A 20,491-nucleotide genomic window follows, 5' to 3' on the forward strand; every position below is an offset into this window, starting at 1 on the left:
AGATGAAAATGGAAAATCATCGGGGAGTCGTTAGTACTTGGCAACTAACCAGTATTTTGATTAGCTCCATGATTGGGGTCGGTATTTTGTCCCTTCCCCGCAGTGTCAGTGAAAGGTTGCATGAGATGGGGTGGCTTGGGCCATTGATTGGTGGCTTGATCGCTATACTCCCATTGAGCGCCATCGTGTATTTGAGCAGAGAGTTCCCCGGGCGTACCTTTGTTGAATACAGTCCCCTCATTTTTGGAGGAGAGCGTCATCAGAAGGTAGGAAGGATCTTATGCTTTCCCTGGTTCCTGCTGTTCTTTTCCTTTCAGTTTTTAAATGCTGGTATGGTGGCTAGAGGATTTGGAGAGGTGGTTGTAACAGCGGTGTTGCTGGAAACACCGCTGGAGGCCATTCTTATCAGTCTTTTTCTGATCGTCCTGTTCCTTTGCATGCATGAGATTGATGTGGTAGCAAGGGTGAATGAGCTATTATTTCCCATCATGCTCATCCCAGTTTTCCTGATCCCATACGTCTCCCTTAGCAATGCAGATTGGAACAATTTATTGCCCCTACATTTGGATTCGTGGTCGGAAGTAGTTAAGACAGGACTAAACACGTTCTCCTTATTCACGGGATATGAATTACTCATGATCTTTTTCGGATTTGCCATTCCTGGGACAAAAATCGGCTTGGTGACGTGGTTTGGTATTGGATTTACCATCATTTCCTACGCCCTAACAGCAGCAGCTGGCATTGTGGTGTTTGGCTATGAGGAATTGCAAAACATGATTTGGCCGACATTAGAGCTGGTCAAAACGGCACAGGGGACAGGCTGGTTTTTGGAGAGGCTGGAATCTGCCTTTTTAGCCATTTGGGTCGCATCAGTCTTTACCACCTTGGGAAACATGTACTATACGACGATCTACGGCATTCGTCTGGTTTTTGGTAAAGGCATCCGATTTCAGCGAATGATGGCGATTATCCTCATCTTTCCGTTTTATTATATTACGCTGCTGCCTCAGAACATCGTCGAGTATTTTGCCTATACGAAACATCTGACTTACTTCGGATATCTGACTACTGTTTTTATGCCTGTGCTCCTGGCGATCATCCAATGGTTTCGCAAGCAGAAGACCGACGAATCATACGACAGCAAAAAGGGAGTGACGTAGTGTCTCTCCCTTTTCTGTGTAGCTGACTCTGTTCGTCAGCATCCCTACATCGGTTTGTCTGCCTGTTCAGGCAAATGTCCTGCGATGGTATTCACCATCTCCTGACGAGACGACGTATCGCTGTTTTGCCACAGCACTTCAAACAGCACACCCAGTCCGGGTAAGGTTTTTTCTTGGCCGCTGGAGATTGCGTCTGTGATCGTCTCTTCTACGGCATCTGGGTCAGACCCTTGCATTTTGTACATGATGGCTTGACGCAGGTTGAGCGAGGCAATGTTCATAACGGTCCGTACACCTCTCTTCTAGGAATCGATTCGGACTTAGTATTTGTTCGGTGGAGATTGCTCATACCTCTTTTGTAGACAAGGATACCGGTGTGTTATAATGCATGGTATTGGAAAAAAGCCCCCTAGGGGAAGCGGCATGATGAAGGAGTAGATCAGGATGTCAAAGCAATTTGCCATTATCGGGATGGGGCGTTTTGGGTCCAGTGTAGCCCGGACCTTGTATGAAATGGATTATGAGGTAATGGGAATCGATGAAAATGAAGAGCGAATCAATGAGAACATTCAATTTGTCACTCATGCCGTCGCTGCAGATTCCACGGATGAACGTGCTCTCAAGGAGATCGGGATTCGTAACTTTGACGTTGTGGTCGTAGCGATTGGTGTAGATATACAGGCGAGCATTTTGACCGTATTGACCTTGAAGGAACTGGGCGTGAAAAAGATCGTGGCCAAGGCGCAAAACGAACGCCATGGACAGGTTCTGTACAAGGTCGGAGCGGATCGTGTGGTGTTCCCTGAGCGGGATATGGGAGTGCGTGTTGCTCACAATCTCATCTCCGCCAATGTACTTGATTTCATCGAATTGGCTGATGATTACAGCGTGGCAGAGGTCGTGGTTTCCTCGAAATTCGTAGGGAAAAACTTGCGTCAGCTCGACATTCGTAAAAATTACGAGGTGAACGTCATCGCCATCAAGAGCGGCGACAAATTCAATATCGCTCCAAGCCCTGACGAAGTCATTCAATACGGCGATGTACTCGTAGTGATCGGGAATAACAAGGATTTGAAGGCATTTGAGGAGCGAGCATAGGCACATGGCACATGAAGGTATTACCTCTATCCAAAATCCGCAAATCAAGCGGTTGCATCAATTATTGGATCGCAAAGGAAGAGAAGCGCAAGGGCGTTTTCTCGTAGAAGGAGCGCATTTAGTCGAGGAAGCGCTAAAGAGTGCGGAAGTATTGACGATTCTGTACGACAACGAGCGCGATATGGACGCTGCGTGCAGACGGGCGCTGGAGAATCATCCACAAGGCGTGCAAGTCATCGCGGCTTCCTCAGCTGTTCTGGCCAAGCTTTCGGAAACCAAGTCCCCCCAAGGAATTGTGGCCGAAGTGAAAAAGAGCCAAGCGGATTGGAGCGAGTGGATGAAGGAGAAAACAGCGGCTCAGAAGGACATGCTTCTCTTGCTGCTGGACGAAATCCAGGACCCAGGCAACCTCGGAACGATCCTGCGGACAGCGGAAGCAGCAGGCGTAGATGGTGTGGTACTGGGAAAAGGGAGTGTCGATCTGTATAACGGCAAAGTGATGCGTTCCACGATGGGCTCCCTGTTTCGTTTACCGGTCTTCACACGTTCCTTGTCAGAGGTAGCGGATGAATGGAAGGCACTGGGTGGTCATCTGCTCGTCTCTACCCTCCATGAGAAGAGCGTCTCGTATGATCAGGTTGGCTACGAGCAAAAGACGGCAATTGTCATCGGTAACGAAGGGCGAGGCGTATCTGCAACTATGATAGAGCGGGCGGATCACCTTGTGCACATTCCGATTTACGGACAGGCGGAATCGCTGAATGCAGCGGTGGCAGCAGGTGTGTTCGTCTACGAGGCACAACGAAAAAGAAAAGATCGGCTATCTTAGCCGATCTTTTGTTCGTTTTGTTTTTCTTTATGCTCTTCGCGTGTCAGTTGCCATTGGTCCTGAGCCATCCGGATAATCCCACTTTCCATGGTCGTGTTTCGAAAAGCGAGTGCTTTTCCGAAATATTTGATGGCCAGATCAAATTTTTGCAGCCGACGATACAGCTCACCGATCAAATAAAGCAGGCGAACCTCGGACATTTCCTTGTCCCCGCGGGCGTAGTCAGAATGGATATAGGAGAGCTCGTATTCATCGACAGCCATGCCGACAAAACGGAGTTCCTCCGAGAGATTTTCCTGGGAACGGTACAACCAGGCGAGTCTCAAGTACAAGCCAGCTTTTACAGAATGGGGTTGATCGGTCAATTCCGCCGCATAGATGGCGAGCTTATAGCTGACCATGGCTTCTGGAACTTGGCGAATCGAGCCAAAGTCTTTCGATTTCCACTTTGCTGTGATCTGCTCGTCCACCACTTGTTTTTCCCAGGGAGCGAGCTTTTCTTTAAACTGATCGGTAAAGGCAAAACCGCAAGCTGGGCAGACGCTGACCGTATACTGGATGGGATTGAGTGACTGCTCCTTGAAACGAGTGAAGAAGTCTGTATCCCGATGTACCATCGTCAACGAGCCGCTCCGCACTCTTTTCGTGGTGAAGGTAGCTTGGCAATGACGGCAGACACAGGACTTATCGTAAAGTGCGGAAACCTTCTCGATCATGGCAAAAGTCCCCTTTCTCTTTTACAAATCGCGATTTAGGGATAAGCTGATATATGTAACATTTGTGGAATTGAAAGTTCGCTTTTGTTGCGCTATAATTTTCCTACGTCTAATTATAACGTAAAGCAATGACGGAGACTAGTACGCAGGACCTATTGGTTTTCAGGGAGAAGATGCCGCAGACTGGGAGCATCTTTAGCACAATAGCTGCCGAATTCACTCCAAAGCCGCACTCTGAACCGTTTTTTACGCAGTAGGAGCAGCCGGGTCACTCCCGTTAGCAGTGGTCTTAAGTGAGGCAAAAGTCACGCATTTCGTCTATGATGATTAACGATCATAGCCATTGCGCTTTCGTCTAACAAGGGTGGTACCGCGAGAAAAAAGTAACTCGTCCCTTTTTGGGGGCGGGTTTTTCTTTTTTCACGATAAGAATTTATAAAATTCTTATTCGCATAAGTGCAACATAGCGAGACTTCGAATGAAGTAAGAAAGCGAGACTTGTGCCATTTGGGTACTACGCCTCCGCGAAAAAGCTTGGCGTAACCAAGTTTTCTAATCAAAAAAACAATAAAGGAGCGATTTGAAGTGCAAACTCGGTTGCAAGAGATGAAAGACTCCGCACTGGGCCAGATCGGTCAGGTAACGGAATCTGCACAACTTCAGGAATTGCGCGTCAAGTACCTGGGGAAAAAAGGGGAACTGACAGAGCTTCTGCGCGGCATGGGAAGCCTCTCAGCAGAAGAGCGCCCTCTGGTAGGCCAACTGGTCAACGAAGTCAGAGAAGCGCTCGAGTCGGCGTTCGGGAACAAACAGCAAGAATTAGAGGAAGCGATATTGAACGCCAAGCTCTCGTCGCAAACGGTAGACGTGACTTTGCCTGGTCGTCCAGTTCCAGCAGGAAGCATGCATCCACTCTCCCGAATTATTGAAGAAATTGAAGACATCTTTGTTGGTCTGGGCTTTGAGGTAGCAGAAGGTCCTGAGGTGGAGATGGATCACTTCAACTTTGAAATGCTCAACCTGCCAAAAGATCACCCGGCACGCGACATGCAAGATACGTTCTACGTAACGGACGAGATCTTGATGCGTACTCATACCTCCCCGGTTCAAGCGCGCACCATGTTGAAAAAAGAGGGCAAAACGCCAGTCAAAATCATCTGCCCGGGTAAAGTGTACCGCCGCGATGATGACGATGCGACTCACTCCCATCAGTTCACGCAGATCGAGGGACTGGTCATCGACAAAGGGATCGGCATGAGTGATTTGAAAGGAATTTTGCTGACATTCGCTCGTCAAATGTTCGGGGAAAATCAACAAATCCGTTTGCGTCCGAGCTTCTTCCCATTCACCGAGCCTAGCGCAGAAGTCGATCTGCAATGCTTCAACTGTGGTGGACATGGCTGCCGCGTGTGTAAACAAACAGGCTGGATCGAGATCCTCGGCTCTGGCATGGTGCACCCGCGCGTATTGGAAATGGCCGGATACAATCCAGAAGAAGTGAGCGGTTTCGCGTTCGGAATGGGTGTAGAACGGATCGCGATGCTGAAATACGGCGTAGAAGATATTCGCCATTTTTATACCAACGACGTTCGTTTCCTGCGTCAGTTCAATCGAGAGTAGAGAGGAGAGGCAAAGATGAAGGTATCGTACCAATGGTTAGCGGAATACGTCGATCTGAGTGATTGCACGCCTCACGAGCTTGCTGAAAAGCTGACTCGCAGTGGGGTAGAAGTGGACGCAGTAGAATCGCGCAATGCAGGCGTTTCTGGCGTCGTTATCGGTTATGTAAAAGAGCGCAGCAAGCACCCGGATGCAGATCGTCTCAACGTATGTATCGTGGATGCTGGACAAGGCGAAGACCTGCAGATTGTCTGCGGCGCGCCAAACGTAGACAAAGGTCAAAAAGTACTGGTAGCTCTGATCGGTGCAAAGCTGCCTGGAGGCTTGAACATCAAACGCTCCAAGCTGCGCGGTGTGGAATCCCAAGGGATGATTTGCTCGGCAAAAGAATTGGGCCTCAATGACAAGCTGCTCGCAAAAGATCAGCAAGAAGGCATCATGGTATTGCCAGAGGGAGCAGAAATCGGGATGGATGCGATCTCCTATCTCGGCATGGACGACTACGTTCTGGAGCTGGGCCTGACGCCAAACCGTTCTGACTGCTTGAGCATGCTCGGTGTTGCCTATGAAGTAGCAGCCATTTTGGGTAAAGAAGTCTTACTTCCGCAAATCGAGCTGACGGAGGGTGGAGAGCAAAATCCACTCAACGTGAAGATTGATGCGAGCGAAGAGTGCTACCAATACCATGGCCGTCATTTCACCAATGCCAAGATCGCAAGCTCGCCGCAGTGGATGAAAAACCGTCTGATGGCAGCTGGCGTTCGACCAATCAACAACGTGGTGGATGTAACCAACTATGTGCTGCTCGAATACGGTCAGCCTCTCCACGCATTCGACGCAGGTCAAGTAGCGGATCGCACGATTGTGGTTCGTATGGCTGAGGAAGGCGAAACACTGGTGACGCTGGACGATCAGGAGCGCAAGCTGGACGCGCAGACTTTGCTGATCACGGATCCGACGAAGGGCTTGGCGATCGCCGGAGTCATGGGTGGAGCCAACTCCGAAATCACGGGTGAAACGCATGAGATTATCCTGGAGGCTGCTTGGTTCACGCCGAAAACGGTACGTCGCACGGCACGTTCGTTGGGAATGCGTACCGAGGGTTGCGTTCGTTGGGAAAAAGGGGTAGATCAGGCGCGTGTGCAAGAAGCAGGCGAACGCGCAGCAGCACTGATCCAGCAATTGTCTGGAGCGACGATCTCCAAAGGCATCGCGTCAGCAGTCGTGACGGAAGCAAAGCCTGCAGTAGTCACCGTTACCTTGACCAAAATCAATCAACATCTCGGTACGTCACTGGTTGCCTCCGATGTATCTCCGATCTTTGATCGTCTTCAGTTCCCTTATAAAACGGCGAATGACAGCTGGACGGTTACGGTGCCAACTCGACGTGGAGACATTACGTTGCCGGAAGATCTGGTCGAAGAAGTAGCGCGTCTCTATGGCTACGACAATATTCCGACCAGCTTGCCTTCCGGAGCAACGACCCAAGGAAGCCTGAATCCTGAGCAACAGCTGCGCCGCACGATTCGCCGCCATCTGATCGGTGTCGGATTGAACGAAGCGATCTCCTATGCGCTGGTACACCCGGACCGCGTGGAAGATGCGGCAGGCTTGCATCAGAACAATGTAAAACCAGTTGCTCTCCTCATGCCGATGAGCGAAGAGCGCAGCGTATTGCGCACGAGCTTGATCCCTAGCTTGCTGGAGACCATCGCGTATAACAAAAACCGTCAAAATCACGACGTGGCCATCTTTGAACTGGGACGTGTATTCTTGAGTACTGAAGATAAGCTGAGCCAGCTGCCAGAAGAGCGCTTGTATGTGGGTGGCGCTGTTACCGGCCAGTGGGTTCCGCAAAACTGGATGGGTGCCAAACAGCCTGTAGACTTTTATCAGGCAAAAGGAATTGTAGAGTCGCTCCTGGCTCGTCTGGGCATCCAAAACGTACAGTACAACGCTGTAGCTGACCTCAATGGTATGCACCCGGGTCGCACAGCAGAAGTATCGGCTGGGGATACTCGTCTCGGTTATGTAGGACAGATTCACCCTGGAACGGAAAAGGCATACGATTTGAGTGAAACGTACGTGCTCCAGCTCGACGTTGCCAAAATGATCGAAGTGGCAGCAGGCGTAGGGTTCTATAACCAGCTTCCGAAATTCCCGGCAGTGACGCGCGACCTGGCTCTGGTTGTCGATCGTACAGTACCAGCTGGTGCGCTGGAAGCAACCATCCGCCAAGCGGCAGGAGATCTGCTGGAATCCCTTACCTTGTTCGATGTGTACACGGGCGAGCGGATTGGGCAAGATAAAAAGAGCATGGCTTTTGCCTTGGTACTTCGTAATTCCGAACGCACTTTGCAGGAGGAAGAGATCCAACAAGTGACCAATGCAGTGATCGAAGCGCTGAAATCCAATACAGGTGCCGAGCTGCGTATGTAAGCATGGCTTGACGAAATCTGACATTTTCAGTAACCTAAAATGGATAAGTAGAGCAAAGGTCGCAGTAGGGAGGAACCCCTCGTGCAAGGTGATGGGAAAAATCGTTTGACGGTGGATATCTTTGGCCAACAATACCGGCTCAGTGGAAAGGCAAGTGTCAATCACATACGTACGGTGGCCGGTTTCGTTGATGACAAGATGAACGAGATCGCGAACGGTAACCATCGTTTGGACACGGCCAAGATCGCCGTACTTTCTGCAGTCAATATTGCGGATGAATACTTCCGCCTGCGTCAGGAGTACGAAGAGCTGCTGAAGATCCTTCAGGAAGATGCAAATGGAAAAGAGATAGAGTAAAAAAGGGGGGCCTGTGCCCCTCTTTTCGCATTGTAAGGAACTTACGGGGACAAAGGGGGAATTGGGATGAGCCTGTTAATCGAGCAAGCGTTGGCGGAAAAAAACGAAAAGCTGGGGAACATCCTGCGAGAAATGGGAACGGTCCTGATCGCGTTTTCCGGTGGGGTTGACAGCACATTCCTGTTGGCGCGCGCTGTGGAAGTGCTGGGTGATGCAGCAATTGCCGTTACCGCAGCTTCCGAGACGTTTCCGACACGTGAATTTGAAGCTGCCAAACGACTCGCTGCTGGGCTGGGAGCAAGGTTTGTCACGACGGAAATTCGCGAGATGGAAAACCCGAATTTTGTCTCCAATCCTGTGAACCGCTGCTTTTTTTGCAAAGATGGGTTATACGAACATCTGGGAAAGATGGCAGAGGAAAATGAGTGGCGGGCTGTCATTTGTGACGGAGCCAATGTGGATGACCAGGGAGACTACCGCCCTGGCCGTATTGCCGCTGCACAGCGAGGAGTACGCAGTCCCTTGCAGGAAGCAGGCTTTTACAAGGAAGATATTCGTGCCATCTCCAAGGAAATGGGATTGTCGACATGGAACAAGCCCTCATTTGCTTGCCTGTCTTCAAGAATTCCCTACGGATCGCAAATTACGCTGGAAAAAATCGATCAGATTGACCGAGCGGAAGGCTATCTGTTGAGTCTTGGTTTCCACCAAGTGAGGGTACGCCATCATGACAAAATCGCTCGGATTGAAGTGGGGCCAGATGATTTTGCCAGACTGTTGTCGCAACACGTGCAAATCAATCAGACGCTTCAGGAGATAGGCTTTACATATGTGACACTCGATTTGTTCGGGTATCAGACAGGAAGCATGAATGCTGTGCTGGGAACGGACGTGAAAAAACAGCATGGCTGATGTGAAAGCGATTTTGCAGGAAGTACAGGCAGGCAGACTGAGTATTGAACGGGCGAGTGAGCTTTTGCAAGGAGCGGGGATGCTGGATTACGCCACGCTTGATTTGGACCGCGCTGGCCGCACAGGATTCCCGGAAGTGGTGTACGGAGCAGGGAAACGTATCGATCAATTGATTGGGATTATGGAACGGCTGCGGGAGCATCAGGAGCTCGTCCTGGTCACAAGGGTAAGCGAGGAGCAGGCGAGTCGAGTACTGGAGCGCTGGCCGGACGTGCAGTATGAAAAGGAAGCAGGCTTGCTCATTTCCAGCCGAAAGCCGTTGCGGCCTGTGCGCGATGGGTATGTCGCTGTCGTTGCTGCAGGCACATCTGACTGGGGAGTGGCGCAGGAGGCTGCGTGGACAGCTCGTTGCTTTGGCAGTGAAGCACGCGTGATTGCGGATGTCGGTGTCGCAGGCATTCATCGTCTCTTCGGGCGACTAGAAGAAATCAGGTCTGCTTCGGTCATTGTCTGTGTGGCAGGAATGGAAGGGGCACTTGCCAGCGTATTGGCTGGTCTGGTCGACATTCCTGTAATTGCCGTTCCGACGAGTGTCGGTTACGGGGCAAACTTTGGTGGAGTGTCTGCGCTTTTATCCATGCTGAATTCCTGCTCGACGGGAGTTGCAGTGGTGAATATTGACAATGGCTTCGGTGCTGGCTATATGGCTGGGATGATTCACAAGCAGACGAGCAAGACTATGTAAAAAAGAGGAGAGCCACCCCAATGAGTCGGGTTGGCTCTTTTCCAAAACCAGTTACGTTTCCTGCTTGTTTCCTGCATCCCCGTTATGGACATCCATGTGGGTCTTGATCGGGATGAACAGGTCGATGATCCCGATGACCAGAGAAGCGAGGAGTGCCCCCAGAATGGTAACGTGGAAACCGGAGACGACAAACTGGGTCAAGTAGATGACGACGGCACTGACGATAAAGCCGACGATCCCACGATTATAAGGCGAGATCCGATCGCCGAACATCGCTTCGATGACCCAGCCCAGCAGGGCAATGACAACAGCCGCCAACAAGGCTGTCCAAAAACTGCTAACGGAAAAGCCAGGAACCAGAAAGCCGACAAACATCAGGACTACGGCAGCGACGATAAAGCGGACGATATGGCGCATGATCGTCATGTGTACTCCTCCTTTATAATTGTTTCATTTTCATTCTGGCTATTTGTGTGTCGAACTATGCCAGATGAGGGCGTGTAAAATTATCCTTAGGACGGTTGGCATGGTATAATGAGTAGATCAAATGGCTTACGTAATTCCTGACCGTCGCCGCTTCCTCTGCATTCAAGCGACAGGCACAGGTGAGCCGATGGAGGAAAGTAAGGAGGATCTCAGTGGAACAACGGGTACTAAAAACATTGGAATATGATAAAATCGTCGCTCTGTTGGTAGATAAAGCGACTTGCACATATGGAAAAGAAAAAGCTGCCGAGCTGCTTCCGTTCATGCGTATGGAGGAAGTGAACATTGCCCAGAGGGGAACAGCCGAAGCGGCTACCGTCCTGCGACTGAAAGGGAGCGTGCCACTTGGAGGAATCCGGGACATCCGTGGGCCTGTACAACGTGCACGACTCAACGCCATGCTCGCCCCTTTGGAGCTGATGGATATTGCCAGCACGGTATCTGCCGGTCGCAGGCTCAAGCATTTTGTGCTCGATATGTGTGACGACCATGAATTGCCGTTGCTTCGTGATCAGGCGGAGCGCATCGAAGGTCTGCGAGAGCTGGAGATGGAAATTCGCCGCTGTGTTGATGAAAGTGGCGATATTTTGGATAGCGCTAGCGTCGAACTGCGCCAGGTCCGCCAAGAAATCCGGCAATTGGAGGCGAGGATTCGGGAAAAGCTGGATTCCATGACTCGTTCTTCCTCGTACCAAAAAATGCTGATGGAAAACATCGTGACGATTCGCGGTGATCGCTTTGTGATTCCAGTGAAGCAGGAGTACCGTCATGTATTTGGAGGCATTGTGCATGACCAGTCTGCTTCCGGTGCTACGCTCTTTATCGAACCAGAAGTCATTGTTTCCATGAACAACAAGCTTCGGGAGCAGCGTTTGCGCGAGGAGCGCGAGGTAGAACGGATCTTGTATTTGCTGACGGAGCAGGTAGCTTTTGCAGTAGAGGCGTTGATTGAAAATGTCGACGCGCTCACCGAGCTGGACTTCCTATTTGCCAAAGCACAGTTGGCATGGAGTATGAAAGCAATATGCCCGCGATTGAACGATCGTGGTTACTTGAATATGAGAAAAGCGCGCCATCCTTTGATTCCGCGTGATGTCGTCGTACCAGTAAGTGTGGAGCTGGGTGGCGAATATCAGGCTATCGTCGTCACCGGACCAAATACGGGAGGGAAAACCGTCTCGTTAAAAACAATCGGGCTACTTTCTCTCATGACGATGGCAGGACTGCATATTCCTGCTGAGGAAGAAAGTGAAATGACCGTATTCTCCTCCGTTTTTGCTGATATTGGGGACGAACAATCGATTGAGCAAAGTCTCTCCACGTTTTCCAGCCATATGAAGAATATCATTCACATTTTGGAAACGATGGACGAAAAAAGCCTGGTGCTGTTTGACGAGCTGGGAGCGGGTACAGACCCTACTGAAGGGGCTGCCCTGGCGATGTCCATCATCGACCATGTTATCGAGTCAGGAGCACGCCTGGTTGCGACGACACACTACAGTGAGTTAAAGGCGTATGCCTATGACAGACCTGAAGTGATCAATGCGAGCGTAGAATTCGATGTAGAGACCTTGCGTCCTACCTACCGTCTATTGGTTGGTGTGCCAGGACGCTCCAATGCGTTTGCCATCGCGAGACGACTGGGGCTGCCGGAGGCGATTATTGATGTGGCTCGTGGCTCCATCAGTGAGGAAGACAATCAAGTAGAGAGCATGATCGCTTCGTTGGAGCGCAACCGCAAGTCAGCCGAGGCAGAGCGGCAAAAAGCAGAAGAACTCCGACGGGACGCAGAAAAGCTGCATCGCGAGCTGGAAGAGGAGCGTGCGCGCTTTGCCGAAGAGAAGAACAAGCGGATGGAGCGTGCAGAGGACGAAGCGCGTATCGCTGTTCAGTTGGCAAAGGAAGAAGCAGAGACGATCATCCGCGAGCTGCGTGAGATGATGGCAGAAGGTATGGAAATCAAGGAGCATCGCTTGATCGATGCCAAAAAACGTCTGGGCAATGCAGTCCTGGAGCTGGATAAAGAAAAAGTGAAGAAGCCCGCCAAGGCCGTTCGTGCCACTCAAATAAAAGTGGGCGATGAAGTCATGGTGACGAGCTTTGGACAAAAGGGTACCGTGCTTGAAAAAGTAAGCAAAGAGGAGTTTCTCGTGCAGATCGGCATCATGAAGATGAAGGTAAAACGGGACGACATGCACGTCCAGAACTCTGTGCAGCAAAAGCAACAGGCTACTCCTTACACGTCCGTCAAACGCAGAAGCGACAACATCAAGATGGATCTGGATTTGCGTGGCTACAACGTAGAGGATGGCATCCGGGAAATCGATCAATTCCTCGATGATGCCTTGTTGGCTGGATTGCATTCCGTTTCCATTATTCACGGTCACGGTACAGGTGTACTGCGCAAAGGAGTACATGAATACTTGCGTCATCACCGCAACGTCAAATCATTCCGTTTAGGTGGGCAAGGTGAAGGCGGAGTGGGTGCCACCATTGCCGAACTGAAATAAAAACGGGAGGGGACACCATGGGGAGCCTGCTGCACAATCAATACTTTGCTACGGCAGCTTATTTTACCGTAACAGGGCTGATGATGATCCTGTTCCTGTCTATTTTTGAATTGGTGACGCGCTACCGTGTCTGGCACGAGCTAAAGCAGGGAAATATGGCCGTTGCCATGGCAACAGGAGGAAAAATATTCGGCATCGCCAATATCTTCCGGTACTCGATCCAGGAGCACGCCTCTATGGGGGAGGCTCTGATCGGGGCTACATTCGGCTTTTTCCTGCTTTTAGTGAGCTACTTTATTTTTGAATACATGACACCGAGTTTCAATATCGATGATGAAATTGCCAAGGACAACCGGGCGATAGGATTTACCGCCATGGTGTTGTCCGTCGGCTTTTCTTACATTATTGGCGCGAGTCTGACAAGGTAGAGTCTAGTTACAGGAGGGAGCAGGTATGGATCATCCCGACTTGAAACGATGTATTGTAACAGTTGTCGAGGGAAGCAAGCAAACGTCTATTTCTCTGAAGGACGGAGACAATCTCCTATTGGGGTTAGTGCGCGCCAATATGCCCGTTGAGTTTTATTGCACGACAGGAAAATGTACGACCTGTCGCTTGCGAATGGTAATTTCTGAAGGTTCTGCAGGAATGCCATCTGAAACCGAGCAATATCGGTTAGGTGCAGATGCGATGTCACTCGGCTACCGTTTGGCTTGTCAGGTGTATGTGTCAGGTCCGATGACCGTTTATTTGGAGGGCTCAGGTGGCACTCCCGAGCAGAAACCATGATTGAACGAGGCACAGATCGAGAGTATAATTAGGCTTTGGCAGAGTGCATCAAGGGCACAGAGCCGAATCCAGATGAAAGAGCATGAGGAGGATTCAGCCTTGGAAACGTTGTACAAGGTCCTCATAGGATTATGTGTCATCTTTGTAGCGGCAGGAATTTACTATCTGTCGTAACGGAATTACCTGTGGCCGCGTAATTACCATTGCGTGGACCTTACCTTAGAGAACTTGAAAGAGGAGATACAGAAATGACTCAGCCTGTACGCGTAGCTGTTGTGGGATTGGGGTTTGTCGGCTTGCCATTGGCGCTTACCTATGCCATGAAAGGAGCAAGCGTCGTAGGCGTTGACGCATTGCCTCGCGTTGTCGATGAGATCAATGCCGGGCATTCCCATCACCTGGAGTCCTATCAGGGTAAAACATTACCTGAAATTCTTCGTGAGCAGATTGACGCGGGACGATTCCATGCGACGACTTCATACGCCGAAGCAGCGGCAAGTGTAAATAATTATATTGTAACGGTTGGCCTTCCGGTTCATAACGGAGATCCGGATCTGGGACCGCTGAAGAGCTGTGCGGAAACGCTAGGCGGCGTACTGAAAAAAGGCGATACCGTCATGATTCGCAGTACAGTTGTTCCAGGTACCACTCAAGAAGTCATCTTGCCTATTCTAGAAGAAGTAAGCGGTCTGGTCGCAGGTACAGATTTCTTCCTGACCTATTGTTCGGAGCGCATTGCTGAAGGACGAGCCTTCGAAGAATTCATCAATATGCCGCTCGTACTGGGGGGTATCAATGAGGAGAGCGCTGCGAAAGGGAAAGAACTGCTCGCGTTCATCAGCGAAACGGAAGTAACCATCTCCGATATTCGTGTGGTGGAAACGGCAAAGGTTATTGAGAACATTCAACGGGATGTCAACATCGCAATGGTGCAAGAATTTGCCCGTTTTGCGGAATCGTTTGGAATTGATACATTTGAACTGATCAAAGTCGCGAATACGCACACTCGTGTAAATCTCCTGACTCCTGGTCCTGGTGTTGGTGGTTTCTGCCTGCCAAACGCACTGTATTACCTCCAGCCAAAGGCAAGAGAGCTGGAAGTTGGTCTGCCTTTGCTGCAACAAGCCCGTATGACCAATGATGCTGTTCCTGACGTGCTGATTGGCATGCTGGAAAATGCATTGAAGGCGAATGGCAAAACGCTGGTTGGTAGTCGTGTAGCTGTTTTGGGACTGGCAATGAAGGACTTTTCCAACGATGACCGCGTCAGCCCAGTGAATGACTTGATCAAGCTTCTGCAGAAAAAGGGAGTAGAGGTACGTTCCTATGATCCAGCGGTACCTACTTCGTATGACCACAAGGCAGAGAGCTTTGAAGCAGCCGTCAAAGGCGCAGACGCGTTATTCCTGACCGCTGTACAAAAAGAGTTCGCAGAAGCAGATTGGGCAGCTGTAGCCAGTCTGATGGCTAACTCTCCGATCCTGTTTGATACCAAAAACCGTATCCCGCGTGATCTGGTAAGCCAGGCAACCGTGGTGCGAATCTAATAAGTGAAATGACCTCTATGGACCGAGTGTCCCTGGAGGTCTTTTTACGTGTAAGAACGTGACGCTTATGAATTCTGGAGCGCATGGAAACTTTCCTCTAAAACGCGGTCGGCCCTCCGTGAAGTAGCCTCGGTAGAAGTTTCCTTACAGCCTGAAGGATGAAGAGAACACCTCCACTCGCTTGTGAGGAAGGTGTCTGGGTCGCTAATCTTTTAACTCCGTAATCACTTTGGATGCGAATGCTTCATCCGGTGTGGGAAACATTTGATACTGATGGCGAATTTCAATTTCTTTTTCGTCCTCGGCATTTTGCAGGTTATGCTCTACATCTTCGTTCACGAGATGGGCTTGCTTTTCATTGCGATCTGCCATGATCACTCACCTCCCATACACGTATCATGTACCTCATCACTCTTGACCATGCTTGTATAGATTACGCATGGGTAGGTAATGCTAAGCAGGTAAGGCCAAAAATTTCAATTCATGTAAGGGTTACATGCTAGGAGGCAAAAATGGAACGCGGTAAAGTGAAATGGTTTAACAGTGAAAAAGGCTTTGGATTTATTGAACGCGAGGGTGGAGAAGATGTATTTGTTCACTTCTCAGCGATTCAGGGGGACGGCTACAAGACGCTTGACGAGGGCCAAGAGGTAACGTTTGACGTGGAGAATGGTCAACGAGGTCCGCAAGCGACGAATGTAACGAAAGTCTAGCCAAAAAAGCCAACAGACTCGCATTACGGGGTCTGTTTTTCTATTTTGATCCATAGAAAAGAGACAATCATAGCAACATACGTAAACTGACCTTTTTGTTAATGTTGAAACTGACCCTTTGTGAAGGGTCAGTTTTTTTGTAAGCTTTCCTTAACAATCGATCAAATGAAGGACGTGCTGCAAATGAGTAAATCGTTGAACCTAAAACACAAAATCGGACAAGGGATATCACCTCACTCATTCATGGAAAACATGGAGATACGGACGATGGAGCTAAGCGGGATCCCTAACACCAAAGAGCAGATGATCTTGAATTATGAAACATTTTCGTGGACATGTGCAGAAGACGAATTGTTTTTCGGCTCGATTCGCGATCACGAGGATCTATATTGTCTGATACTGTGTACGGATTGGTGTCCGGATGTCATCTGGAACGTGCCGGTATTATTTCGAGTAATGGAACAGGCTCGAATTGCTACGGAAGTTTTGAAAATGGAAGACCATTTGGAGACGATGGAACTTTTTCTTACCGATGGAGGCAGGGCGCAGCCGATTGCGGTACTTATGAAGACAAGCGGGGAGGTGCTTGGCAAATGGGGGGCTCGTCCCGCTTATATTCAAGCGGTGATGGATCGGTTTAAAGCCAATCATCTGGATAAACAGGAGCCGAAATACCAGGAGAGCCTAAATGAGACGTATCGTGAAATCGGGAGTCTCTATCGAGCTGGAAACGAGTATCAACGAGTGATGCTTCAGGAGCTGAAGGAGCTTTTTTCCGGGATGGTGTGAATCGCTCGCTAGTCGAAAGTATTCAATAGCTGAAAAAAGGCAGTGGCAGTCCAGAATTTGGAGCTGCCGCTGCCTTTTTGTGATATTTTCTAAAAAAAATCAGCGCCAGCAGCCAGATTGAGCATGGCACGCATAGTCATGTACAGATCATGCTGATCGTGAGCTGTGTAGTAGACTGTACCCGTTTCTGTTTCATAACGGCTTCCCGGCACGATTGCTGCCATTTCAGCTTGTCCTGCGTGACAGAATTGAACAGCCATTTCCATGGGTACTGCTGTTTGGAAAGGTGCGATTTGCTTCACATTGCTGAGGGCGAGCTTGGTTTGCTTTTTCAGTTCAGCGGTTGCTTCTTCACGCGACAGGCAAATAGCTGCGGTGCGGGAAACCGCTTTTTTGACGACTGCTGTGGCGATACCAGGAATCAGTTCCTTGGCTTCTTCAGCGACGAGATCGTCACCGGAGACCATTACGACGGGTACTTGATAGACACCGGCATACGCAGCGTTAAAGCCGAATTCTCCCACAACACGACCGTTGATATACAGGTTGCGGATGACGCCGGACATCGTATGGCTCAGAACGCCTGGAACGCCCTGACGGGTATGGTAACCGATGAAAAGAGCGGCGTCGAAGCTGGCGTCCAGACCGTGTACCATGGAGTAATTACGAGGTGAGCCAGCCAAAAGCTTGGCCTTCGGATGCAGCGACTCCCACAAAATGTTGTTCATCGTATTGTGGCTGTCCGCAACTAGGATTTCGGTTGCCCCTGCTTCGATGGCTGCTTCGATCACCGCGTTGGCATCCTCGGTCATGAATTGACGGCCACGCTGGTAGTTGACACCTGCATCTGGATTGATATAAGTGTTATCGACAATTCCGGAGATCCCTTCCATGTCGACGGAGAGAAATACTTTCATCTGTTTTTCATCCTTTCACGTACGATTCATAAAATTTCCTCAGTTCTATGTTAACCAGATTGTCCAACGCGAGGCAACAACGAATCGTGTTTGCATGAAAAAAAAGCACGACGAACGCTCTGGATCTGGCGAGTCGTGCTTTTACTTATGGCAAGAATTTGCGGTACAAGGACAAGATCTTTTGGGTCATCAGTTCGATCGTAAAGGAACTCTCGACTTTTTCCAGCGCATGTTGGACCATCGATTGTCGTAGTTCATTCGATACCTGCAATCGACCCATGGCTTGGGACAGGGCAGATGAATCGCCAGGCTCCACGACCAGACCAGTCTGCTCATGGAAGACGAATTCCTTGACGCCCCCTACATTGCTGGCCACGACGGGTACTTCTGATGCCATCGCCTCGATAATCGTATAGCCAAGTCCCTCGTAAAAGGAAGAGTGAACAAAGCTATCGCAAGCGTTCAGGCAAGCAGGGATGTCCTGGCGGAAGCCTGCGAAACGGACCTGTGATTCCAGACCAAGCTGGCGAACCTGATTTTCCAGACCATCGCGTTCTGGACCATCACCCACGAGTACCAGATAAGCAGTAGAGTCATTATCACGTACCAATGAAGCGAATGCATCGACGAGGACAGGCAACCCTTTGACCGGAACGAAGCGTGCTACCGTTCCAAACAAAAAGGCATCCTCAGGTATATCCCACTCTGCGCGCAGACGGGCACGATCCCCGGCCCGCTGCTGCGTCTCACGGTAAGGAGATAAGTCCATCCCATTGTAGATGACACTGATGTCACGGGAGGGAATTCCCTGTTCGCGAAGAATGCTCGCCAATGCCTCGCTGATCGCAATGTAATGACGGTTCCATTGACGAGTACCCCGTTCCATCAGGCTGACAATCGCATAAGCGAGAGGGCTGGCATAATCGTAGCGTAAAAAACTGTGCACAGTTGTCAGCAGAGGGACACTCATCCCCCGAGATGCCAGTCTGGAAAAGAAATTGGCCTTAACGCCATGAGTATGTATAATTGCTGGTTCAAACGACTGAAACGTATCCCGTAGTGCACGCAGCAGGCGCAAGTCAAACCGTCCGAACTGATCCAGTGTAAAGACGGTGATTCCCGCTTGTCTCAGCTTGCTGGCAAAGAGGGAGTCATAAAAACAAACGACTGCTACCTCCACTTCCGCAACGGGAAAAGTGGAGACCAAATTGAGGATATGCTGTTCCGCACCGCCAAATTCTCCCCCGCCTATCACGTGGAGGACTCGTAATTTGCTCATCTAATTTCACCCGAATCTTAATAAGAAAGCCATTTTCACTATAGCAGATGCCTGATAGATTCGCAATAAGACAGCACTTATGGTATCGTTTAACGTACAAGGAAAGCCTGCGATAGAGGTTTTCTTAAAGAGGAAAATGAATAGGACAAGGACGGTTACAAAATGAATGACCACAACGTGTTGATCATATGCTATATCTTTCCTCCCATCGGCGGTGGCGGAGTGCCAAGACCGTTGAAAATGGCCAAATATTTAGGGGAGTTTGGCTGGAAGGTACATGTACTGACGGTAGAGCCAGCGTACCACGCAACATTAGATCCTTCGCTGTTGGCCCAGCTGCCTCCTGAAGTGACGATTCATCGGGCAAAAGAATGGCAGGTACTACCGAAAAAAGGAGCTGCTGTGGCACCTAAAACTGCGGCAAACGGCGGGGATCAGCCTACCAAGCCTTCCGTAAAAACGGTATTGAAAAAACAAGTAGTCAATGTATTGAAAAAAGCCAAGCCATACATAATGATTCCAGATGATCAGATTCTGTGGATGCCAAACGCTGTAAAGCTCGGTCGGGAAATCATGAAGCAAGAAAAGATCGACGTCATCTTTTCGACTTCGGGTCCGGTAACGAATCATTTGGTCGCGCGCAAGCTTGCCCGTGAGTTTGATACCAAATGGGTAGCTGATTTCCGTGATCCGTGGACGCAAAATATGCATACCTCGGGCATAGCCTGGCGGGAACGGATGGAAGAGCGCATGGAGGCAGATGTCATGCTGGATGCAGATGCGATTACCACTGTCACGGCGACATTTGCAAAGAACTTTCAAGCGAAGCATCAGGCGAGTATCAAACGCCTCGAGCTGATTTACAACGGATTTGATCAGGCCGATTTTGATGGTTTGAAGCCGGCTCATGTGGTACCTGGGAAGTTTCACGCGGTATACGCTGGAATCTTGTATCAGAAGCGCAATCCGAGGCTGCTCCTGCAAGCTATCCGCGAGCTGATCGACGCTGGCGAGGTCGATCAGAACGATTTGCTGCTCAGTTTTGCAGGTGTTTTTGACTATCCGGGTTATTCCGAAAATCGCGACTGCGTGGAGCAGCTCGGTTTAGGGAAGATCGTGCGAGAGTTGGGCAATTTGCCGCACAAGGAAGCGTTGGGGTTGATGAAAGGGGCAGACGCTCTCTTGCTGATCGGCGATGTTTCGGCTGATGCTGGAGCCTATATCCCAGGAAAGCTTTACGAATACATGGGAATCGGCAAACCAATCCTCGCGCTGAACAAAGCGGGAGAAGCCACAGAAATTATTGAGAAATTCCACTTGGGACAAGTAGCCGACCCAGAGGAAAAAGACGCGGTCAAACAGGCGTATTTACAGTTGTACAAGGAATGGAAAGCTCAGGAGGCAAACAGTGAGACTCAGCGCGGCGCAGACTTTTCAGAAAGGGTCAAGCCGTATGAGCGACGTGAGCAGGCAAGACAGCTCGCTGCACTCATGGAGGACATTCTGGACTAGGCTTGAGCATAGGAGAAACGAATACCCCCGTAGCCAAAGGTTGCGGGGGATTTTAGTAAAGATAGGTGAACGT

General features: G+C 50.0%; 21 protein-coding genes. 15 read left to right on the forward strand and 6 right to left on the reverse strand.

The annotated features are described in order from the left end of the window. Positions 1 to 8: 8 nt before the first annotated feature. Positions 9 to 1,160: a GerAB/ArcD/ProY family transporter gene (locus AN963_RS02215; protein ID WP_055742932.1), complete on the forward strand. Its 1,152-nt coding sequence runs from the start codon at positions 9 to 11 to the stop codon at positions 1,158 to 1,160. Positions 1,161 to 1,204: 44 nt separating this feature from the next. Here the strand turns inward: AN963_RS02215 and sspI are convergent, their stop codons facing one another. Then, positions 1,205 to 1,441: a small acid-soluble spore protein SspI gene (gene sspI / locus AN963_RS02220; RefSeq protein ID WP_055742933.1), complete on the reverse strand. Its 237-nt coding sequence runs from the start codon at positions 1,439 to 1,441 to the stop codon at positions 1,205 to 1,207. 163 nt (positions 1,442 to 1,604) lie between these two features. Here sspI and AN963_RS02225 point away from each other — a divergent pair, with 163 nt between their 5' ends. Then, complete coding sequence (locus tag AN963_RS02225) at positions 1,605 to 2,258, forward strand: potassium channel family protein (protein WP_055742934.1); 654 nt, start codon at positions 1,605 to 1,607, stop codon at positions 2,256 to 2,258. A gap of 4 nt (positions 2,259 to 2,262) precedes the next feature. After that, positions 2,263 to 3,087, forward strand: coding sequence for a 23S rRNA (guanosine(2251)-2'-O)-methyltransferase RlmB (rlmB, locus tag AN963_RS02230; protein WP_055742935.1), 825 nt, complete (start codon positions 2,263 to 2,265; stop codon positions 3,085 to 3,087). Here rlmB and AN963_RS02235 read toward each other — a convergent pair. Continuing rightward, positions 3,084 to 3,803 carry a DUF2225 domain-containing protein gene (locus AN963_RS02235; RefSeq protein WP_055742936.1) on the reverse strand — a complete coding sequence of 240 codons (720 nt, stop codon included), beginning with the start codon at positions 3,801 to 3,803 and terminating at the stop codon, positions 3,084 to 3,086. The two genes, rlmB and AN963_RS02235, sit on opposite strands and share 4 nt — an antisense overlap. 585 nt (positions 3,804 to 4,388) lie before the next feature. On the opposite strand from AN963_RS02235, the gene pheS reads away from it, so the two are divergent. From pheS to larB, 5 genes are all read left to right on the forward strand, one after another. Beyond that, positions 4,389 to 5,423, forward strand: coding sequence for a phenylalanine--tRNA ligase subunit alpha (gene pheS / locus AN963_RS02240; RefSeq protein ID WP_055742937.1), 1,035 nt, complete (start codon positions 4,389 to 4,391; stop codon positions 5,421 to 5,423). A 15-nt stretch (positions 5,424 to 5,438) separates the two neighbouring features. Beyond that, complete coding sequence (pheT, locus tag AN963_RS02245; protein WP_055742938.1) at positions 5,439 to 7,862, forward strand: phenylalanine--tRNA ligase subunit beta; 2,424 nt, start codon at positions 5,439 to 5,441, stop codon at positions 7,860 to 7,862. Between the two features lie 81 nt (positions 7,863 to 7,943). Then, on the forward strand, positions 7,944 to 8,219 hold the full coding sequence (gene zapA / locus AN963_RS02250) for a cell division protein ZapA (protein WP_055742939.1): 276 nt from the start codon (positions 7,944 to 7,946) through the stop codon (positions 8,217 to 8,219). Between the two features lie 66 nt (positions 8,220 to 8,285). Next, complete coding sequence (larE, locus tag AN963_RS02255; protein WP_055742940.1) at positions 8,286 to 9,131, forward strand: ATP-dependent sacrificial sulfur transferase LarE; 846 nt, start codon at positions 8,286 to 8,288, stop codon at positions 9,129 to 9,131. Further along, the gene (gene larB, locus AN963_RS02260) at positions 9,124 to 9,876 is read left to right on the forward strand and encodes a nickel pincer cofactor biosynthesis protein LarB (RefSeq protein ID WP_055742941.1); all 753 of its coding nucleotides are present in this window, start codon (positions 9,124 to 9,126) and stop codon (positions 9,874 to 9,876) included. Before larE ends, larB begins: the two co-directional genes overlap by 8 nt. 51 nt (positions 9,877 to 9,927) lie before the next feature. Here larB and AN963_RS02265 read toward each other — a convergent pair whose 3' ends face one another. Continuing rightward, complete coding sequence (locus AN963_RS02265; RefSeq protein WP_055742942.1) at positions 9,928 to 10,302, reverse strand: phage holin family protein; 375 nt, start codon at positions 10,300 to 10,302, stop codon at positions 9,928 to 9,930. Between the two features lie 212 nt (positions 10,303 to 10,514). Here AN963_RS02265 and AN963_RS02270 point away from each other — a divergent pair, with 212 nt between their 5' ends. The 4 genes from AN963_RS02270 to AN963_RS02285 all read left to right on the forward strand — a co-directional run bounded on the left by AN963_RS02270 (position 10,515) and on the right by AN963_RS02285 (position 15,208). Beyond that, positions 10,515 to 12,872, forward strand: coding sequence for an endonuclease MutS2 (locus AN963_RS02270; protein ID WP_055742943.1), 2,358 nt, complete (start codon positions 10,515 to 10,517; stop codon positions 12,870 to 12,872). Positions 12,873 to 12,889: 17 nt separating this feature from the next. Continuing rightward, on the forward strand, positions 12,890 to 13,300 hold the full coding sequence (locus tag AN963_RS02275; RefSeq protein WP_055742944.1) for a DUF350 domain-containing protein: 411 nt from the start codon (positions 12,890 to 12,892) through the stop codon (positions 13,298 to 13,300). 25 nt (positions 13,301 to 13,325) lie between these two features. Continuing rightward, on the forward strand, positions 13,326 to 13,661 hold the full coding sequence (locus tag AN963_RS02280; RefSeq protein ID WP_055742945.1) for a 2Fe-2S iron-sulfur cluster-binding protein: 336 nt from the start codon (positions 13,326 to 13,328) through the stop codon (positions 13,659 to 13,661). Positions 13,662 to 13,909: 248 nt separating this feature from the next. After that, positions 13,910 to 15,208, forward strand: a complete 1,299-nt coding sequence (locus AN963_RS02285) for a nucleotide sugar dehydrogenase (RefSeq protein ID WP_055742946.1) — start codon at positions 13,910 to 13,912, stop codon at positions 15,206 to 15,208. Between the two features lie 204 nt (positions 15,209 to 15,412). Here the strand turns inward: AN963_RS02285 and AN963_RS31325 are convergent, their stop codons facing one another. After that, positions 15,413 to 15,580 (reverse strand): hypothetical protein, encoded by a 168-nt coding sequence (locus AN963_RS31325; RefSeq protein WP_162531859.1) that lies wholly within the window; start codon positions 15,578 to 15,580, stop codon positions 15,413 to 15,415. A 140-nt stretch (positions 15,581 to 15,720) separates the two neighbouring features. Here AN963_RS31325 and AN963_RS02290 point away from each other — a divergent pair, with 140 nt between their 5' ends. After that, on the forward strand, positions 15,721 to 15,921 hold the full coding sequence (locus AN963_RS02290; RefSeq protein WP_055742947.1) for a cold-shock protein: 201 nt from the start codon (positions 15,721 to 15,723) through the stop codon (positions 15,919 to 15,921). Between the two features lie 183 nt (positions 15,922 to 16,104). Further along, a complete protein-coding gene (locus AN963_RS02295; protein WP_083496759.1) occupies positions 16,105 to 16,710 on the forward strand; it encodes a thioredoxin family protein in 606 nt (201 codons plus the stop codon). Between the two features lie 89 nt (positions 16,711 to 16,799). Here AN963_RS02295 and AN963_RS02300 read toward each other — a convergent pair whose 3' ends face one another. Then, a complete protein-coding gene (locus AN963_RS02300) occupies positions 16,800 to 17,627 on the reverse strand; it encodes a M55 family metallopeptidase (RefSeq protein ID WP_055742948.1) in 828 nt (275 codons plus the stop codon). A 145-nt stretch (positions 17,628 to 17,772) separates the two neighbouring features. Then, positions 17,773 to 18,906, reverse strand: a complete 1,134-nt coding sequence (locus tag AN963_RS02305) for a glycosyltransferase (RefSeq protein ID WP_055742949.1) — start codon at positions 18,904 to 18,906, stop codon at positions 17,773 to 17,775. 162 nt (positions 18,907 to 19,068) lie between these two features. Between AN963_RS02305 and AN963_RS02310 the strand changes: the two genes are divergently transcribed. Continuing rightward, a complete protein-coding gene (locus AN963_RS02310) occupies positions 19,069 to 20,418 on the forward strand; it encodes a glycosyltransferase family 4 protein (protein ID WP_055742950.1) in 1,350 nt (449 codons plus the stop codon). Positions 20,419 to 20,491: the final 73 nt, after the last annotated feature.

Source organism: Brevibacillus choshinensis (genome assembly GCF_001420695.1).
Lineage (GTDB): Bacteria > Bacillota > Bacilli > Brevibacillales > Brevibacillaceae > Brevibacillus > Brevibacillus choshinensis.

Coding starts and splice junctions, on each gene's coding strand:
- AN963_RS02265 (WP_055742942.1), bottom strand. CDS start 10,302: ATGACGATCATGCGCCATATCGTCCGCTTTATCGTCGCTGCCGTAGTC.
- AN963_RS02295 (WP_083496759.1), top strand. CDS start 16,105: ATGAGTAAATCGTTGAACCTAAAACACAAAATCGGACAAGGGATATCA.
- AN963_RS02300 (WP_055742948.1), bottom strand. CDS start 17,627: ATGAAAGTATTTCTCTCCGTCGACATGGAAGGGATCTCCGGAATTGTC.
- pheT (WP_055742938.1), top strand. CDS start 5,439: ATGAAGGTATCGTACCAATGGTTAGCGGAATACGTCGATCTGAGTGAT.
- AN963_RS31325 (WP_162531859.1), bottom strand. CDS start 15,580: ATGGCAGATCGCAATGAAAAGCAAGCCCATCTCGTGAACGAAGATGTA.
- larB (WP_055742941.1), top strand. CDS start 9,124: ATGGCTGATGTGAAAGCGATTTTGCAGGAAGTACAGGCAGGCAGACTG.
- AN963_RS02305 (WP_055742949.1), bottom strand. CDS start 18,906: ATGAGCAAATTACGAGTCCTCCACGTGATAGGCGGGGGAGAATTTGGC.
- larE (WP_055742940.1), top strand. CDS start 8,286: ATGAGCCTGTTAATCGAGCAAGCGTTGGCGGAAAAAAACGAAAAGCTG.
- AN963_RS02285 (WP_055742946.1), top strand. CDS start 13,910: ATGACTCAGCCTGTACGCGTAGCTGTTGTGGGATTGGGGTTTGTCGGC.
- AN963_RS02290 (WP_055742947.1), top strand. CDS start 15,721: ATGGAACGCGGTAAAGTGAAATGGTTTAACAGTGAAAAAGGCTTTGGA.
- AN963_RS02280 (WP_055742945.1), top strand. CDS start 13,326: ATGGATCATCCCGACTTGAAACGATGTATTGTAACAGTTGTCGAGGGA.
- AN963_RS02225 (WP_055742934.1), top strand. CDS start 1,605: ATGTCAAAGCAATTTGCCATTATCGGGATGGGGCGTTTTGGGTCCAGT.
- rlmB (WP_055742935.1), top strand. CDS start 2,263: ATGGCACATGAAGGTATTACCTCTATCCAAAATCCGCAAATCAAGCGG.
- sspI (WP_055742933.1), bottom strand. CDS start 1,441: ATGAACATTGCCTCGCTCAACCTGCGTCAAGCCATCATGTACAAAATG.
- AN963_RS02215 (WP_055742932.1), top strand. CDS start 9: ATGGAAAATCATCGGGGAGTCGTTAGTACTTGGCAACTAACCAGTATT.
- AN963_RS02275 (WP_055742944.1), top strand. CDS start 12,890: ATGGGGAGCCTGCTGCACAATCAATACTTTGCTACGGCAGCTTATTTT.
- AN963_RS02235 (WP_055742936.1), bottom strand. CDS start 3,803: ATGATCGAGAAGGTTTCCGCACTTTACGATAAGTCCTGTGTCTGCCGT.
- AN963_RS02310 (WP_055742950.1), top strand. CDS start 19,069: ATGAATGACCACAACGTGTTGATCATATGCTATATCTTTCCTCCCATC.